The sequence below is a fragment of the Saccharothrix hoggarensis genome (assembly GCF_052936025.1).
This window is the reverse complement of sequence record NZ_CP193624.1, coordinates 5,580,369-5,595,814: the sequence shown is the minus strand read 5'-3', so window position 1 is coordinate 5,595,814 and position 15,446 is coordinate 5,580,369. Positions and strand designations below refer to the sequence as shown.

The window sequence follows — 15,446 nt, the reverse complement described above, 5'->3', positions numbered from 1 at the left end:
TTCGTTGCTGCCACAGACTACGGAGGGGGGACCTCGGCGCCAGATACCTCTATTGGACGAAAACCCCGTATCCGGGGAAGTACTCGGGCTTCCCGACGAGCAGGTGGTCCCGCGCGGCGGTGGCGGACAGGCCGTGCGTGGTCATGGTCTCGGCGATCCGGCCGGCCACGTGCGGCGCGGCGAACGACGTGCCCAGCCAGTACGCGAACCGGTCGAAGACGCCGATCGGCTCGCCTTCCAGCACCCACTGGCCCTTGAGGTACGTGCTGGTCCGGTTGCCGACCGCGCACGCGTCCACCCAGTGCCCGTGGTTCGAGTAGCACGCGGGGGACAGCTTCTGGTCCAGCTCCTCGGCGACGGCCGCCACCGCGACCACGCCGGGCAGCGCGGCGGGCCAGCACGGCCGGTTGGTGCCCTGGTTGCCCGCGGAGGCGACGACCACGACCCCGGCGGGCAGGTCGGCGACCGCCCGGCGGACCGGCTCGGACGCCACGTCGTCCTGGGTGAAGCAGCCCAGCGAGATGGTGACGACGTGGACCTTCTCGTCGAACGACGACAGCGCGAGGACGAAGTCCTCCTCGGTGCCGAGGCCGGTCTGGTCGAGCGCCTTCTCCGGGTCCAGCCGGACACCCGGCGCGGCCTGCCGGACCACGCCCGCGACGAACGTGCCGTGGCCGCCCTCGACCGCGAACACGTCGTCGTGCGCGTAGGCCGGGTCGACCTCTTCGGGCTTGGGGAGGAACGCGCCGCCCAGCCACAGCGGGTGGTCGTTCCCGGCGGAGTTCGAGATGCCCGTGTCGACGACGCCCACGACGACGCCCTTGCCGTGCCCGGCGGAGCCGTCGTCGGGGTCCGGCAGCGGGTCGGCCACGTGCGGCGGGTGGCCGGGGTGGCCGTGCATGTTGCCGCCGTGGCCGACGAGCACGTGGTGCGGCTGCACGAACGGCGTGCGCTCGCCGGGCCACTGCGCCGGGTCGCGCAGCAGGCGGACGACGTCCGGGATGTCGTCGGGGTTGCGCGGCAGCACCAACCGGGCCAGGCCCGCGAAGTCACGGCCGCGGTCGGTGGGGATGTTGTTCTGCGCGAGCTTGCGGCGGACCCGCTCGACGTCCTCGGTGATGGTCAGCAGCTCACCGGCGACGAAGAGGAACTCGCGCCCGCGCTCGGTGTGGATCCGGAAGTTCTTGTGCTCGAGGATCGCCCGGTGGAAGGCTCTCCCGTACAGCTCGGAGCGATTCGAGGGTTCGGACACCGAGGCCTCACAGCAGCGTCGACGGGTGCTGAGCCAGAGCAAGCTACCACGGTGACTTGACCATAAGATGGTTTCGTGGCCGGGGTTTCCGCCACCGCGGCACTGGAAGCCCGGCAACGGGACCCGCGGGCGGCAGCAGAGATGGGCCGTTCGGCGCTGAAGGCGGCCCGCGCGGCGGGTGACGCCGAGGAGGCGTCGATCGCCGAGCGCGCGATCGGCCTGTCGCTGCGCGAGCTGCACGACTTCGACGGCGCGCTGCGGCACCTGCGCCGGTCCATCCGCGTCGCCGAGCGCGCGGGTTCCCGGCGGCTCGCGGCGCTCGCCCGGGTGAGCCTCGCGTTCGTGCTGTCGAACACCGGCCGGCACACGCAGGCGTTGCGGGCCATCAACACGGCGCTGCCCGAGCTGCGCGGCGGCGACGCGGACATCGCGCGCATGCAGCGCGGGCTCGTCCTGCACTACCTGTGCCGCTACGAGGAAGCGCAGCGCGAGTACAACTGGGCGATCGACGCGGCCCGCCGCACCGACGACAAGCTCGGCGAGGCGCGCGCCCGCAACAACCGGGGGCTCCTGCGCGCCTACACGGGCGGCCTGCGCGCGGCGGACGAGGACTTCGACCGCGCGGCCGCCCTGTACCGGGAGCTGGACCAGGGGCTCGCGGTCGCCGACGTGCGGTGGAACGCGGGGATCTCCGCGTCACGGGCGGGCGACGTGCCGCGGGCGTTGACGATGTTCGCCGAGGCCGAGCGCGAGTACCGGCGGCTGGCCGTGCCGCGGCCCGCGCTGCTGATCAACCGGCTGGAGCTGCTGGTGTCCGTGCCGCTGCTGGAGGAGGCGCGGGCGGCGGCCGACCGGGCGCTGGAGGAACTGGGCGGCGACCTGGTGCTGGCGCGCTCGGAGGCGTTGTTCCACCGGGCCCGGATCGCGTTGCTGGAGGGCGACCTCGACCGGGCCGTCGAGCTGGCCGTGGCGGCGCGCAAGGGGTTCCGCCGGGAGCGGCGCGAGGTGTGGGAGGCGGGCGCGCGGCACGTCGAGCTGCGGGCCGCGTACCTGAGCGGGCAGCGGACGCGAGCGCTGGTGACGGCGTTGACGAAGGTGGCGTCCCGGTTGCACGCGCTGGGCTGGCGGATGGCGGCGCTGGAGGCGCGGGTCGACGCGGCGCTGGTCGCCCGCGACCTCGGCGACCGCGCGCGGGCGGTGGCGGAGCTGGCGACGGCGGGCGCGGCCCGGCGCGGCGGCCCGGCGGCGCACCGCGTGCAGGGCTGGTACGCCGAGGCGTTGCGGCGCGACCTGCTGGGCAACGCGCGGGGTGCGCAGAGCGCGTTGCGGCGCGGGCTGGAGCTGCTGGACGAGTACCGGGTGTCGCTGGGCGCGCCGGAGCTGCGGGCGCTGAGCGGCGCGCAGGGCAAGGCGCTGGCGCGCGAGGGACTGCGCACGGCGGTCGAGGGCGGGCAGGCGGCCCGGGTGCTGAGCTGGGCGGAGGCGTGGCGGGCCGGCGCGCTGCGGATGACGCCCGCCCGGCCGCCGGAGGACTCCGGGCTGGCCGACGCGCTGGCCGAGCTGCGCGCCGTGACGGCGGACCTGGAGGGGGCGTCGACGGCGGGCCGGCCCACGGCGGCGTTGCGGCAGCGGCAGGTGCGCGGCGAGCAGCGGGTGCGCGACCTGACCCGGCAGGCGAGCGGCGGGGGAGCGGTGTTCAAGCCGCCCGCCGTGGACGACCTGGCGCGGGCGCTCGGGTCGGCGGCCCTCGTCGAGTACATCGACCACGACGGCGCGTTGCTGGCCGTGGTGGTGGCGGGCGGTCGGGCGTCGCTGCACCGCCTCGGCCCGCTGGACGGCGCGCTGCGCGAACTGCGGCTGCTGCGGTTCGCGCTGCACCGCCTGGTGACGCTGCCGGAGCGGGTGGACCGGACGGCGGTGCGCGCGGGCGCCGCGCACGCGGCCGGGCTGTTGCAGGCCCGGCTGCTCGGGCCGCTGCACCGCAGGCTCGGCGACCGGCCGCTGGTGCTCGCGCCGACCGGCGGGCTGGGCGGGTTGCCGTGGGCGGCGCTGCCGGCGTGCCGCGGCCGGTCGGTGACCGTCGTGCCGTCGGCGACGGTGTGGCTGCGCGCCGCGACGTCCGACCTCGCGTCGCACTCTGACCGGGCGGTGCTGGCGGCGGGACCGCGGCTGCCCGCCGCGCCGACCGAGATCGAGGCCGTCGCGCGGCTGGCCGGGTCGGCGTCGGTGCTCGTGGGCGCGGCGGCGACGGTGGACGCGGTGGCGTCCGCGATGGACGGCGCGCCGCTGGCCCACGTGGCCGCGCACGGCTCGTTCCGCGCGGACAACCCGCTGTTCTCGGCGTTGGAGCTGGCCGACGGCCCGTTGACGGTGTACGACCTGGAACGGCTGCGCACCCCACCCGCGCGGGTGGTGCTGTCGGCGTGCGACTCGGGCCTGTCGGCGGTGCGGCCCGGTGACGAGCTGATGGGCTTCACGGCCGCGTTGCTGGGGCTGGGCACCCGGACGCTGGTCGCGCCGGTCATCCCGGTGCCGGCCGACGTGACCACGCCGCTGATGGTCGACCTGCACCGCCGGCTCGACGCGGGCGAGCCGCCCGCGGTGGCGCTGGCGGGCGCTCAGGAGGCGCACCGGGAGGACGGCGACGCCGCGTTCGCCGCGAGCGCGGGTTTCCTCTGCTTCGGCGCGTAGCGCCACCCGACCCGAGGAGAAGACCGATGGCCTTCGACGAGCACCTGGCCGAGCGCGTCCGCGACGAGATCGGCGACCTGCCCGGCGTGAGCGCGAAGCGGATGTTCGGCGGGCTCGCGTTCCTGCTGCACGGCAACCTCCTGGTCGGCGTGCACGGCGACGACATGATCGCCCGCGTCGGCCCGGACGCCGCGCCCGCGTGCCTCGCCCTGCCCGGCACGCGGGTGTTCGACCGACCTCACCGGTCGGGTGATGCGCGGCTGGGTCGTGGTCGACGGCGCGGTGCTGGACGAGGACTCCGGCCTGACCGACTGGATCGGCCGGGCGCGGGAGTTCGTGGAAGGGCTGCCGCCGAAGTAGGTTGGGCGGGTGGACGCACGCGACATGCTGGCCGTGGCGGTGGCCGAGGCCCGCGCGGGCCTCGCCGAGGGCGGCATCCCGATCGGCGCGGCGCTGTTCGCCGCCGACGGCACGCTGCTCGGGCGGGGGCACAACCGGCGGGTGCAGGACGGTGACGCGTCCACCCACGCCGAGACCGCCGCGTTCCGCGACGCCGGGCGGCGGCCGGGCTACCGGGACACGGTCATGGTCACCACGTTGTCGCCCTGCTGGTACTGCAGCGGACTCGTTCGCCAGTTCGGGATACCCAAGGTGGTGATCGGCGAGGCGCGGACGTTCCACGGCGGCCACGACTGGCTCGCCGAGCACGGCGTCGAGATCACCCTGCTGGATGATCCGGAGTGCGTTCGGATGATGACCGACTTCATCGCCGCCAAGCCGGAGCTGTGGTTCGAGGACATCGGCGAGGACCACCCCGGGCGCTGACGGGGGCTCGGGCCGTCGCGGGCTCAGGCCGACGCCGGCCGTCATCAACGCGGGCGAGGGTTAACGCGGCACGACGCGCGCGGACACAATCCCGACACGGGCCGTCGCCAAGATCAGCGGGCATGAATCACTGGCACGTCGAAGATCCCGTGGACACCCTGGTGCTGGACGAGGGCGCGATCGCGGTGGAGGTGCCCGCCAGCTGGGGCGCCGAGGTCAGCCACCAGCTGCGCTCGGCGGGCCCGCTCGGCCCCATCCTCGCGATCCCCGGACCCCGGTTGCGGTGGCTGTTCCTCGCCAGACCAGACCCGGAACCCGAGCCGCGGCACGTGCCGCCGCCGGACGTCCGCTACTGGCGGGGCCCGCGCCACATCCCGGCCGCCCGGTCGCGCTGGGTGGTGCCCCCGGCGGGCGCACTGCCCCCGGTGGGGGCGGTGCGCTGCGCCATCAGGACGGTCCGCCGGCTCCGCTAGCGCGGGAGCCCGGTTCGTGGTCGGACCGGGTCACACCCTGCTCAGGGCCTCGTCGACGGAACCGACGACGGTGAACACGGAGTTCAGGCCGGTGGCCTCGATCGGTCGCTTGGTCGCCCGGCTCGTCGCGACGAGCACCAGCGTGACGCCCAGGGCGCTCGCCCGCTGACTGCCGACGACCAGCGACTCCAACCCGGCAGACCCGAGGAAGCGCACCCCGCCGAGGTCCACCACCACGGCTCGCACGTCCTCCACCAGGTGCTCGGTGAGCGGCCTGGTCAGCTCGTCCGCGCTGCTCGTGTCCAGCTCGCCCGACACGTGCAGCACCACCACGCCGTCCGAAGGTCTCTCGACCCGAACGGAAGCGAGCGTCGCCGCGGGTTCTGGCACGCCGGTTCTCCTCTCACTCTGCGACGCCGGTGGCGTCGATGTCACGGTAGTCCTCGACGGCGCTCGGCGGCGGTGCCGTGCGTGTCGCGCCGGACCGCTCGCCCCGTCGCGCTGGACGGGGCGAGCGGCGGCGCCGGGCGCGTCCGGGCACCGCCGTGCGCACCCGGCCGACGGCACGGGTTCGCGCAGGTCGGGGCGGTGGTCGGGACGTCCGGCCCGCCGCCCGCGGTCCGCGGTCGCGTCATGCCGGACCCATACCCACTCGGTCGGCATTTCAACCGTCGACTTCCGCGGGATTCCCCCCGACGGGGGTTTCGGCGCGACCCGTCCGGGAACCTGCCCGCTGTGAGACTGCGCCGCAGCGACCCGTCCGGACCCGGCTGGCGCCGCCGCGCGCGCGGCCGGGGGTTCACCTACACCGACGCCGACGGCGAGCCGCTCGACCCCGAGTCCGTGGCGCGGATCAAGGCGCTCGTCATCCCGCCCGCGTGGCGCGACGTCTGGGTGTGCCCGCACCCGAACGGCCACATCCAGGCGGTGGGCACCGACGCGGCCGGGCGGCGCCAGTACCTCTACCACGAGCGGTGGCGGCAGGACCGGGACGAGGAGAAGCACGATCGCGTGCTGACGCTGGCGCCCGTGCTGCCCGCGTTCCGCGAGGAGGTGGCCCGGGAGCTGGACGGGCGGGGGCGGTCCCGGCAGCGGGTGCTCGCGGTGGCGTTGACCGTGCTCGACCGGGGCATGTTCCGGGTGGGCGGCGAGTCGTACGCGGCGGACAACGGCACGCACGGCGTGGCCACGTTGCTCTGCTCGCACGTCACCGTGCGCGGGACCGCCGTGGACTTCCGCTACCCGGCGAAGGGCGGACTGGAGTTCACCACGTCGGTGGAGGGCGAGCGGCTGGCGCGGGCGGTGCGGACCCTGCTGCGCGGACGGGCGGGCACCGACGAGCGGCTGCTGACCGACGCCGGGGGGTACGTGATCGGGTCCGACGACGTGAACGAGCGGTTCAAGGACCTCGTCGGGTCCGAGTTCTCGGTGAAGGACCTGCGGACGTGGCACGCGACGGTGTCGGCGGCGGTGGCGTTCGCCCGCGAGGGCAGGCCGGAGTCGCAGCGCGGGCGCAAGCGGGTGGAGGCGGCGGTGATGCGCGAGGTGTCCGAGGAGCTGGGCAACACGCCCGCGGTGGCGCGCAAGTCGTACGTCGACCCGAGGGTGGTGCGCAAGTTCCACGAGGGCACGGTGATCAAGCCGAGGTCGTGGGAGCGGGAGGCGGTGGAGCGCGCCGTGATCAGGCTGCTCCGGAAGTGACGGGGCGGTGCTCCCGAGGGGATCACCGCCTCAGTCGCACCGCCTCAACCGCACCGCCTCAGTCCCACCGCCCGATGATCACCATCCGCCGCCCGTCCCGGAGCGTCCGCCCGCACCTCAGCTCCGCAGGAGCGCGCCGACGTCCTGGTGCAGCCGCACCGCGCCGCCCACGAGCACGATCTCCGCGCCCGCCGCCACCGCGCGCAGCGGCAGCACCTCGTCCGCCCGGCCGCCGTCGACCTCGCGCGAGCCGACGAGCGTGTCCGTGACGAGCAGGGTCTCGACGTCGCCCGCCTCCAGCGCCCGCACCACGGGGTCCAGCCCGTGCACCGCGCGCCCGGTCAACCTGCTCGACTCGTCGCGGAACCGGTCCACCACGACCCGCCGCGCGTCCTGGTTCGCCCGGCCGGCCAGGTGCAGCACGGCCCGGTCCGCCGGGCCCTCCACCTCGACCACCAGGTGGTGGTACTTGTTCGGCAGCGCCACGCGCAGCGACCGCCGCCCGGCCACCGGCCCGGCCAGCACGAGCAGCGACGCGCCCAGCCGGTCCACGAGGGTGGTCGCCTCCTCGGCGACGTCGGCCAGTTCGGCCGCGTCGAGCCGCCGTCCCGGCCGGCGCGCGCCCACCGACGCCACGGCCACCGGCCGTCCGCTCGGGTCGACGCCGCGCAGGTCCGCGCCGTGCTCCGCGACCTGCACCACGACGTGCGGCAGCAGGGGTTCGGAGAGGTCGACCAGGGGCAGCAGGTAGGGCAGCCGGCCGAAGCGGGCGGTGTAGCCGGAGGGCGGCACGGGCACGTACTGGTCCACCAGCACCCGCCCGTCGCCGACGATGAGCGCACGCCCGGCGAAGCCGCGCGGCGTCACGCCGGACGCGATCGCCTTGTGCGCCAACGCCATCAGGTAGGCGTCGGCGTTCTGGGCCTGGAGCTGGTCGCGCATCGCGCGCCACCGCAGGTCGACGTGGTCCCCCACGTCGAGGAACACGGAGACGAACGGCCCCTCGACGTCGACCAGGTTGTGCAGACTCGCCGTGTGCATCGGTCCTCCCCGTTCGGGTCAATTCGGAGATACCCGAAAGGGGGTCGGTGCAACCACGGCGGCGTTGCTGCGAACGGGGAATCGTCGGCGGGACCGGGAACGGAACGCGACGGGGAAACGTGAGCGGGAATCGTGAAAGGGGAACCGGGGTCGACGGCGCGGAATCGCAACGCCGTCAGGGTGGCGCCCTCAGCCGAGACCGCCAGGGTCACGCCGTCAGTCCGCCGCCGTCAGTCCGCCCTCAATGCGACACCGTCAGCGGGCCGTGCGGTCGGCGCGTTGCTCGCACCACGCGCAGCCCTCGGCCACCGCCACGGACGCGAAGCCGACCAACAGGTGGGCCACGTTGCCCACCAGACCGGCGTCCATCGCGCCGCCCGACCGGCTCACCCCGAACGCGAACACGACCAGGTACACCACGCCCATCAGCGTGCCGACCAACCGGGCCACTCGGGTGCGCACCGCGGCCAGCGCGGTCACCAGCCCCGTCACCACGTGCAGCGTGCCCAGCGGCGCGTCGCCGCGGACGAAGTCGACCACGCCCCACACCACGAGCAGCGCGCCCAGCCCGAGGGCGGTCCGCTGCGGCCACGCCAGGCTCGTCAGGTTCGTCACCACGGGACCACCCCTTTCACCCGCCGGAGGACCGGCGGTCGCCGAGCGCCGCGCGTCACCGAGTGCTACTCATCATCGAGGAGGGACCGCAACCGGGCCAGCGATCGGCTGAGGAGCCGTGAGACGTGCATCTGGGACACGCCCACCTTGTCGGCGATCTGGCTCTGGGTCATGTTCCGGAAGAACCGCAGCACCACGATCCGGCGCTCCCGCTTGGGCAGGCCGCGCAGCATCGGGTCCAGCGCGTGGTGCAACTCGACGACCTCCAGCGCCGGGTCGTCGCAGCTCAGCCAGTCGGCGTGGTCCAGCTCGCCGGTGATGACCTCCTCGTCCAGCGACAGCAGGTGGTACGCCGACGTGGCGTGCAGGCCCTCGTACACGTCGTTCAGCGGGATGCCGAGGTGCCGCGCGACCTCGCTCGGCGTCGGCGTCCGGCCGGTGGTCCGGGACAGCTCGACCCGCGCCGTGTCGATGGCGACGCACAGCTCCTTCAACCGGCGCGGCACGCGCACCGCCCACCCCTGGTCGCGCAGGTACCGCCGGACCTCGCCGGTGATCGTCGGCACGGCGAACGCGAGGAAGTCGATGCCGCGGGACACGTCGAACCGGTCCACCGCGTTGATCAGGCCCAGCGCCGCGACCTGCCGCAGGTCCTCGACGGACTCGCCGCGCTCGGCGAACCGGTCGGCGATGTGCCGCGCCAGGGGCAGGTGCTCGGTGACGAGGCGGTCACGCAGCCGGTGGTACCGCTCGCCGTCCCGCTCGGCCTCCGCCAGCTGGTGGAACAGCGGCTGGTAGTCGACGGCGCTCATGCCCGACACCTCAGCTCGACCCGCAACCGGCCCTCCCCGTCGACCCAGGTGGCCACCGCGTCGGTTACGGAACTGACAACCCGCCAGTACAACGAGTCATGATCGGGGACGGTGACGGCGGTAGACCGAACCTCCGCCCGGAAGCGCACGGAATCACCTTCCCGGGTGAACCGGCACAGCATTTGCGCGTCCGGCTCGCGGGAGCGCGCGATGAGCGCCGTGCACGCCTCGTCGACCGCGATGACCAGGTCTATCGCCAGCTCGGGGGTGGAACGGGCGATGGCTCCGGCCACCGCGCGGACCGTCGAGAGGTGGGCCGGCCTCGCCGCCACCCTGAGCTCCACCTCCGAGCGCTCCACCTCAGGGCCTTCCATCTGTGGCGAATGCTCCTCACGCCCTCGTCCGCTGTAGCCGGGGGCATACCCCCGAGCTGTTCCCGCTACACCAGTCCACACAGGACTGAGCAACAGAATCGTGAAAGCCGAACAAGCCGTGCGCTGGTTCATCACGGTTTGCGAACGGTGGTAGGTAACGTTGTGATCGGAGTCATACTGATCGCCTCCCCGACATCCCCGGAGGCGCCTGGTGCTTGAGGCGAACAACCTTGAGGTCGTCTACGACGACGTCATGCTGGTGCTCCGCGGCGTGAGCCTGAAGGTCCCGGAAGGGCGGATCGTGGCCCTCCTCGGCGCGAACGGCGCGGGCAAGACGACGCTGCTCAGGGCGTTGTCCGGCCTGCTCGACGTGCACGACGGCAAGGTCACCCGCGGCCGGATCACGCTCGACGGAACACCGATCCACCGCGCGTCGCCGACGCGCATCGCGTCGCTCGGCGTGAAGCAGGCCCTGGAGGGCAGGCGCATCCTCGCCGAGCTGTCGGTCGAGGAGAACCTGCGCATCGGCGGCCACAGCAGGCCGCGCGGCATCAAGCAGAACCTCGAACGCATGTACGAGCTGTTCCCGCGGCTGCGGGAGCGGCGGCGGCAGAGCGCGGGCTACCTGTCCGGCGGCGAGCAGCAGATGCTCTCCATCGGCCGGGCGCTCATGTCCGAGCCGAGGTGCCTGCTGCTGGACGAGCCGAGCCTCGGCCTCGCGCCGCTCATGGTCCAGCAGATCCGCGACCTCATCGTGAAGATCAACGCGGCGGGCACGACCGTGCTGCTCGTCGAGCAGAACGCGACCATGGCGCTGTCCATCGCCGACCACGGCTACGTGCTGGAGAACGGCAAGGTCGTGATGGACAAGCCCGCCGCCGCGCTGCTCGCCGACGAGGACGTGCGCGAGTTCTACCTGGGCCTGCGCGGTGAGGGCGCCGCGCAGTCGTTCCGCGACGTGAAGCACTACAAGCGGCGGAAGCGGTGGTTGTCGTGAGCGGTACCGACGTGCGCGGCCCCGCGGAGGGGCCGGCGGGCAACGTGCTGGAGGTCGAGGGCGTCACCCTCGCGTTCGACGGCGTCACGGCCGTCGACGGGGTGTCGTTCCACGTGGCCGCAGGCGAGCTGTTCGCGATCATCGGGCCGAACGGCGCGGGCAAGACGTCGATCTTCAACGTGCTGTCCGGCGTGTACCGGCCGCAGTCCGGCGCGGTCCAGTTCCTGGGCGAGGACCTGGTCGGCAAGCGGCCGCACCGGATCGCCGCGCTCGGCGTCGCCCGGACGTTCCAGAACATCGAGCTGTTCGCCCACCTGACCGTGGTCGAGAACCTGATGCTGGGCCGCCACAACCACATGCGGTACGGGGCGCTGTCCGCGTTCGCGTGGGTCGGGCGGGCCCGCCGCGAGGAGCGCGCCAACCGGGCGGCCGTCGAGGAGGTCGTCGACTTCCTCGAACTGGAGCAGTGGCGGCGCCTGCCGGTGGGCCTGCTGCCCTACGGCGTGCAGAAGCGCGTCGAGCTGGGGCGCGCCCTGGCGATGGAGCCGAAGCTGCTGCTGCTGGACGAGCCCGTGGCCGGCATGAACGTCGAGGAGACCGAGGACATGGCCCGGTTCGTCCTCGACGTCCGCGACGAGCTCGGCATCGCGATGATCATGGTCGAGCACGACATGGGCCTGGTCATGGACCTGGCCGACCGGGTCATGGTGCTCGACTTCGGCAAGCCGATCCGCACCGGCACGCCCGCCGAGGTGCAGCAGGACCCGGACGTCGTCCGGGCCTACCTCGGCGAGGCGCACCAGACCGTGGGAGGTTCCGCATGACCGCCGCGACCGCCACCACCGCCCTCACCACCGTCGTCACCCGCGTGCGGGACCGGGCGGCGGCCACGCCGGACGCGGTGGCGATGCGCGCCAAGGACCTGGGCATCTGGCGGGAGGTCACCTGGGCCCGGTACTGGGACCAGGTCGAACTCGTCGGGCACGCCCTGCTCGCGCTCGGCCTCGACCCCGGCGACCGGGTCGCGATCCACTCCGAGAACCGGCGCGAGTGGCTGTACGCCGACCTCGGCGCGGTCGCCGTGCGGGCGATCACCGTGGGCCTGTACCCGACGAACCCGGCGAGCGAGGTCGCCTACCTGCTGTCGCACTCCGGCGCCCGCGTCCTCATCGCCGAGGACCAGGAGCAGGTCGACAAGGCGCTGTCCGTGCTGGACGCGCTGCCCGAACTGGAGCGCATCGTCTACCTGGAGCCGCGCGGCATCCGGCACCGCTACGACAACCCCAGGCTGCTGCACTGGGACGACTTCCTCGCCCTCGGCGAGGAGCACCGGGCCGCCGCGCCGGACGCGGTGGACCGCCGGATGCGCGAGGTCGAGCCGGACGACGTGATGACGTTGATCTACACGTCGGGCACGACCGGGCCGCCCAAGGGCGCGATGCTCACCGTGGCCAACGTCGAGTTCGCCATCGAAGCCCTGGTCGAGGGCGGCGGGTTCACGTCGCCGCCGCCGTCGCCGAAGGACGTCACCCTCTCCTACCTGCCGCTGTGCCACGTCGCCGAACGCATCTTCACCACGTGGTTCAGCGCGTCGGCGGGCGTGCAGGTGCACTTCGCCGAGTCCATCGAGACGGTGCAGGCGAACCTGCGCGAGGTGCAGCCGACGATCCTGTTCGGCGTGCCGCGCATCTGGGAGAAGGTGCTGGCGGCCATCACGATCAGCGCCTCCAGCGCCACCTGGCTCAAGCGCGTCACGACCCGGTTCTGGCTCCGGGTCGCCGACGGCCTCGGCGAGCGGCTGGTGCGCAACGGCGGCAGGCACACGGCCGCCACGCGGCTCACGTACGCCGTGGGCTGGCTGTTCTGCTTCCGCGCGCTCAAGGCGCGGATCGGGATGCGCCACGTCCGGTACGCCGCGTCGGGCGCCGCGCCCATCTCGCCCGAGGTGCTGCGGTTCTTCATGGGCATCGGCGTGCCGATGCACGAGGTGTACGGGATGACCGAGAACAGCGCCATCGCCACCGGCAACCGGCCCGGCCGGGTCAAGGTGGGCACGGTCGGCGAGCCGCACCCCGGCGTGGAGCTGCGGATCGCCGACGACGGCGAGATCCAGACCCGGCACGCGGGCGTGTTCGCGGGCTACTGGCGCGACGAGGACGCCACCCGGCGGGCCATGACCCCGGACGGGTGGCTGCGCACCGGCGACGTCGGCGAGTGGGTCGACGGCACGCACGTCCGGATCACCGACCGGATGAAGGACATCATCATCACCGCCGGCGGCAAGAACGTGGCCCCGTCGGAGATCGAGAACGCGCTGAAGACCTCCCCGTACATCAAGGAGGCGATCGTGCTCGGCGACCAGCGCCCGTACCTGGTGGCGCTGATCGGCATCGAGCAGGACACCGTCGGCCACTGGGCGCGGCAGCGCCGGATCACCTACACCACCTACCGCGACCTGGCGGAGAAGGACGAGGTGCGCGAGTTGGTGCAGGGCATCGTGACGAAGGTCAACGAGAGGTTCGCGAGCGTCGAGCAGGTCAAGAAGTTCCGCATGCTGCCCAAGGAGCTCGACCACGAGGACGGCGAGCTGACCGCGACGCAGAAGGTGAAGCGGTCGGCGCTGGCCAAGGTGTTCGGCGACCTCGTGGAGGACATGTACCTCGGGGGGCGCGGATGAGCGAGTTCGTGCAGTCGCTGATCCGGGGCCTCGGCTCCGGCTCGATCTACGCGCTGCTGGCGCTGGGTTTCGTCATCATCTACAAGTCCACCAGGGTGATCAGCTTCGCCCAGCCCGCGTTCATGCTGGCGGGCGCGGTCCTGGTCAGCTACCTGGCCGCGGAGGTCGGGTTCTTCGTCGCCGTGCCCATCGCGGCGGTGCTGATCGCGGTGCTCGCGCTGGGCGTGGAGCGGACCGTGCTGCGGCCCATGATCGGCAAGCCGGTGTTCGTGGTCGCGATCATCACCATCGGCGTGGACGTCGTGGTGCGCGTGGTGACCAACGCGTTCATCGGGCTGGACGTGCGCCAGGTCGGCGACCCGTGGGGCCTGTCGACGGTGACGCTGCTCGGCGTCGAGGTGCAGCAGCGGTACCTGGTGATGTTCGGGACGACGGTGGCCGTGGTCGCGGTGCTGTTCGCGTTCTTCCGGTTCTCCCGGGTCGGGCTGGCCATGCGCGCCGTCGCCTACGACCAGGAGGTGGCGCTGGCGCAGGGCATCTCGGTCGGCTCGGTGTTCGCCCTGTCGTGGGCCATCGCGGGCGGGCTGGCGGCGTTGGCCGGGGTGTTCGTGGCCACCGGCGCGGGCGTGGACCAGCAGTTGTGGGTGATCGCGCTGAAGGCGTTGCCGGCGATCATCCTCGGCGGGCTGGACTCGCTCGGCGGCGCGGTCGTCGGCGGGCTCGCGGTCGGGGTGGTGGAGTCGCTGGTCGGCACCTACCAGGGTGACGTGGCGCCGTGGCTCGGGCCGAACTTCGCGCTGGTCGCGCCGTACGTGCTGATGCTGGTCGTGCTGCTCGTGCGGCCCTACGGGCTGTTCGGCAGCAAGGAGGTGGAACGCCTGTGAAGGGTCGTCCGGATCTCTACACCTCCTACTCGCAGGACATGGCGTTCCTGAACACGCGGCCCAAGCGCGCGTGGACGGGATCGCTGGTGGTGGTCGCGCTGCTCCTGCCGTTCGCCATCACCGACGACCTGCTGATGCTGCTGGCGACCGGGTTCGTGGCCGCGATCGGCGCGATCGGGCTGAACATCGTGACCGGGTACGCGGGGCAGGTGTCGTTGGGGCACGCGTTCTTCCTCGCCATCGGCGCGTACACGGGCGCGGCGCTGTCCGGCGACCCGGACGGGCGGGTGCTCGGGTTCGGCGTGACGTCGCTGCCGGTGTGGCTGCTGGCGTCCGGGCTCGTCGCCGGGCTGGCCGGGCTGATCGTGGCGCCCATCGCGGCGCGGCTGCGCGGCCTGTACCTCGCGATCGTGACGCTGGGGCTGGTGTTCCTCGGCGAGCACGTCTTCCGCGAGTGGACGTCGCTGACCGGCGGCCCCGGCGTGGGGCGGCCCGCGGCGGTGCCCGAGCTGTTCGGCGTGCGGCTGGACCGGGCTTCGGCGCTGTTCACCGGGCCGCAGCAGCTGTACCTGCTGATGTTCGTGCTGCTGGTGATCTTCGCCGTGCTGGCCCGGAACCTGGTGCGGTCGCGGATCGGTCGCGCGTTCGCGGCGGTGCGGGACCGGGACCTGGCGGCGGCGGTGATCGGCGTCGACCTGACCCGGTACAAGGCGCTCGCCTTCGCCGTGTCGTCGTTCTACGCCGGGGTGGCCGGCTCGTTGTTGTTCGTGGTCAACGGGTTCTTCGACCCCGGCTCGTTCGGGCTGCTCCTGTCGGTGCAGTACATCGCGATGGTGCTCATCGGCGGCGCGGGGACGATCTCCGGCGCCATCATGGGCGCGCTGTTCATCACGCTGCTGCCGCGCATCACCCGGGAGCTCCCGACGGTGCTGCCGTTCGTCAGCGCCGACGCGACCGGTGCGGTCACGGTGTTCCAGGTCGAGGCGGTCCTCTACGGGCTGCTGATCGTGGTGTTCCTGATCGTGGAACCACGTGGCCTGTTCGGTATCTGGGTGCGCGTCCGCAACTACTGGCGCACTTGGCCTTTCTCGTACTGAAAGGGTG

At 73.1% G+C, this 15,446-nt stretch carries 15 protein-coding genes and 1 pseudogene; 10 read left to right on the top strand and 6 right to left on the bottom strand.

Annotation, left to right across the window (positions count from 1 at the left end):
• Positions 1-49 precede the first annotated feature (49 nt).
• Positions 50-1,252, bottom strand: coding sequence for a S8 family peptidase (locus tag ACRAKH_RS25155; RefSeq protein ID WP_380729285.1), 1,203 nt, complete (start codon positions 1,250-1,252; stop codon positions 50-52).
• 75 nt (positions 1,253-1,327) lie between these two features.
• Here ACRAKH_RS25155 and ACRAKH_RS25150 point away from each other — a divergent pair, with 75 nt between their 5' ends.
• The 4 genes and pseudogenes from ACRAKH_RS25150 to ACRAKH_RS25135 all read left to right on the top strand — a co-directional run bounded on the left by ACRAKH_RS25150 (position 1,328) and on the right by ACRAKH_RS25135 (position 5,241).
• Positions 1,328-3,943, top strand: coding sequence for a CHAT domain-containing protein (locus ACRAKH_RS25150; protein WP_447009336.1), 2,616 nt, complete (start codon positions 1,328-1,330; stop codon positions 3,941-3,943).
• A gap of 26 nt (positions 3,944-3,969) precedes the next feature.
• Positions 3,970-4,152 (top strand): annotated as a pseudogene (locus ACRAKH_RS25145) (TfoX/Sxy family protein); the annotation flags it as partial.
• A gap of 175 nt (positions 4,153-4,327) precedes the next feature.
• A complete protein-coding gene (locus ACRAKH_RS25140) occupies positions 4,328-4,768 on the top strand; it encodes a nucleoside deaminase (RefSeq protein WP_380730534.1) in 441 nt (146 codons plus the stop codon).
• A 122-nt stretch (positions 4,769-4,890) separates the two neighbouring features.
• On the top strand, positions 4,891-5,241 hold the full coding sequence (locus ACRAKH_RS25135) for a hypothetical protein (RefSeq protein WP_380730537.1): 351 nt from the start codon (positions 4,891-4,893) through the stop codon (positions 5,239-5,241).
• A gap of 30 nt (positions 5,242-5,271) precedes the next feature.
• Here the strand turns inward: ACRAKH_RS25135 and ACRAKH_RS25130 are convergent, their stop codons facing one another.
• Positions 5,272-5,631: an STAS domain-containing protein gene (locus ACRAKH_RS25130; RefSeq protein WP_380730540.1), complete on the bottom strand. Its 360-nt coding sequence runs from the start codon at positions 5,629-5,631 to the stop codon at positions 5,272-5,274.
• A 345-nt stretch (positions 5,632-5,976) separates the two neighbouring features.
• Here ACRAKH_RS25130 and ACRAKH_RS25125 point away from each other — a divergent pair, with 345 nt between their 5' ends.
• Positions 5,977-6,942 carry a DNA topoisomerase IB gene (locus ACRAKH_RS25125; RefSeq protein WP_380725838.1) on the top strand — a complete coding sequence of 322 codons (966 nt, stop codon included), beginning with the start codon at positions 5,977-5,979 and terminating at the stop codon, positions 6,940-6,942.
• Between the two features lie 117 nt (positions 6,943-7,059).
• Here ACRAKH_RS25125 and ACRAKH_RS25120 read toward each other — a convergent pair whose 3' ends face one another.
• The 4 genes from ACRAKH_RS25120 to ACRAKH_RS25105 form a co-directional block, all read right to left on the bottom strand.
• Positions 7,060-7,983: a baeRF2 domain-containing protein gene (locus ACRAKH_RS25120; protein ID WP_447009335.1), complete on the bottom strand. Its 924-nt coding sequence runs from the start codon at positions 7,981-7,983 to the stop codon at positions 7,060-7,062.
• Between the two features lie 255 nt (positions 7,984-8,238).
• Positions 8,239-8,601, bottom strand: a complete 363-nt coding sequence (locus ACRAKH_RS25115; protein ID WP_380725842.1) for a hypothetical protein — start codon at positions 8,599-8,601, stop codon at positions 8,239-8,241.
• Positions 8,602-8,663: 62 nt separating this feature from the next.
• Complete coding sequence (locus tag ACRAKH_RS25110) at positions 8,664-9,410, bottom strand: SigB/SigF/SigG family RNA polymerase sigma factor (RefSeq protein ID WP_380725844.1); 747 nt, start codon at positions 9,408-9,410, stop codon at positions 8,664-8,666.
• A complete protein-coding gene (locus ACRAKH_RS25105; protein ID WP_380725846.1) occupies positions 9,407-9,784 on the bottom strand; it encodes an ATP-binding protein in 378 nt (125 codons plus the stop codon). Before ACRAKH_RS25105 ends, ACRAKH_RS25110 begins: the two co-directional genes overlap by 4 nt.
• A 211-nt stretch (positions 9,785-9,995) precedes the next feature.
• Between ACRAKH_RS25105 and ACRAKH_RS25100 the strand changes: the two genes are divergently transcribed.
• From ACRAKH_RS25100 to ACRAKH_RS25080, 5 genes are read left to right on the top strand one after another with little or no spacing between them, the layout of a single operon-like run.
• Positions 9,996-10,781 carry an ABC transporter ATP-binding protein gene (locus tag ACRAKH_RS25100; protein ID WP_380725848.1) on the top strand — a complete coding sequence of 262 codons (786 nt, stop codon included), beginning with the start codon at positions 9,996-9,998 and terminating at the stop codon, positions 10,779-10,781.
• Entirely contained in the window at positions 10,778-11,605 is an 828-nt protein-coding gene (locus ACRAKH_RS25095) for an ABC transporter ATP-binding protein (RefSeq protein WP_380725850.1), read from the top strand. Before ACRAKH_RS25100 ends, ACRAKH_RS25095 begins: the two co-directional genes overlap by 4 nt.
• Complete coding sequence (locus tag ACRAKH_RS25090) at positions 11,602-13,458, top strand: AMP-dependent synthetase/ligase (protein ID WP_380725852.1); 1,857 nt, start codon at positions 11,602-11,604, stop codon at positions 13,456-13,458. The genes ACRAKH_RS25095 and ACRAKH_RS25090 overlap by 4 nt, the downstream gene beginning before the upstream one ends.
• Positions 13,455-14,342 (top strand): branched-chain amino acid ABC transporter permease, encoded by an 888-nt coding sequence (locus ACRAKH_RS25085; protein WP_380725854.1) that lies wholly within the window; start codon positions 13,455-13,457, stop codon positions 14,340-14,342. The genes ACRAKH_RS25090 and ACRAKH_RS25085 overlap by 4 nt, the downstream gene beginning before the upstream one ends.
• Positions 14,339-15,439 carry a branched-chain amino acid ABC transporter permease gene (locus ACRAKH_RS25080; protein ID WP_380725856.1) on the top strand — a complete coding sequence of 367 codons (1,101 nt, stop codon included), beginning with the start codon at positions 14,339-14,341 and terminating at the stop codon, positions 15,437-15,439. Before ACRAKH_RS25085 ends, ACRAKH_RS25080 begins: the two co-directional genes overlap by 4 nt.
• Positions 15,440-15,446 lie beyond the last annotated feature (7 nt).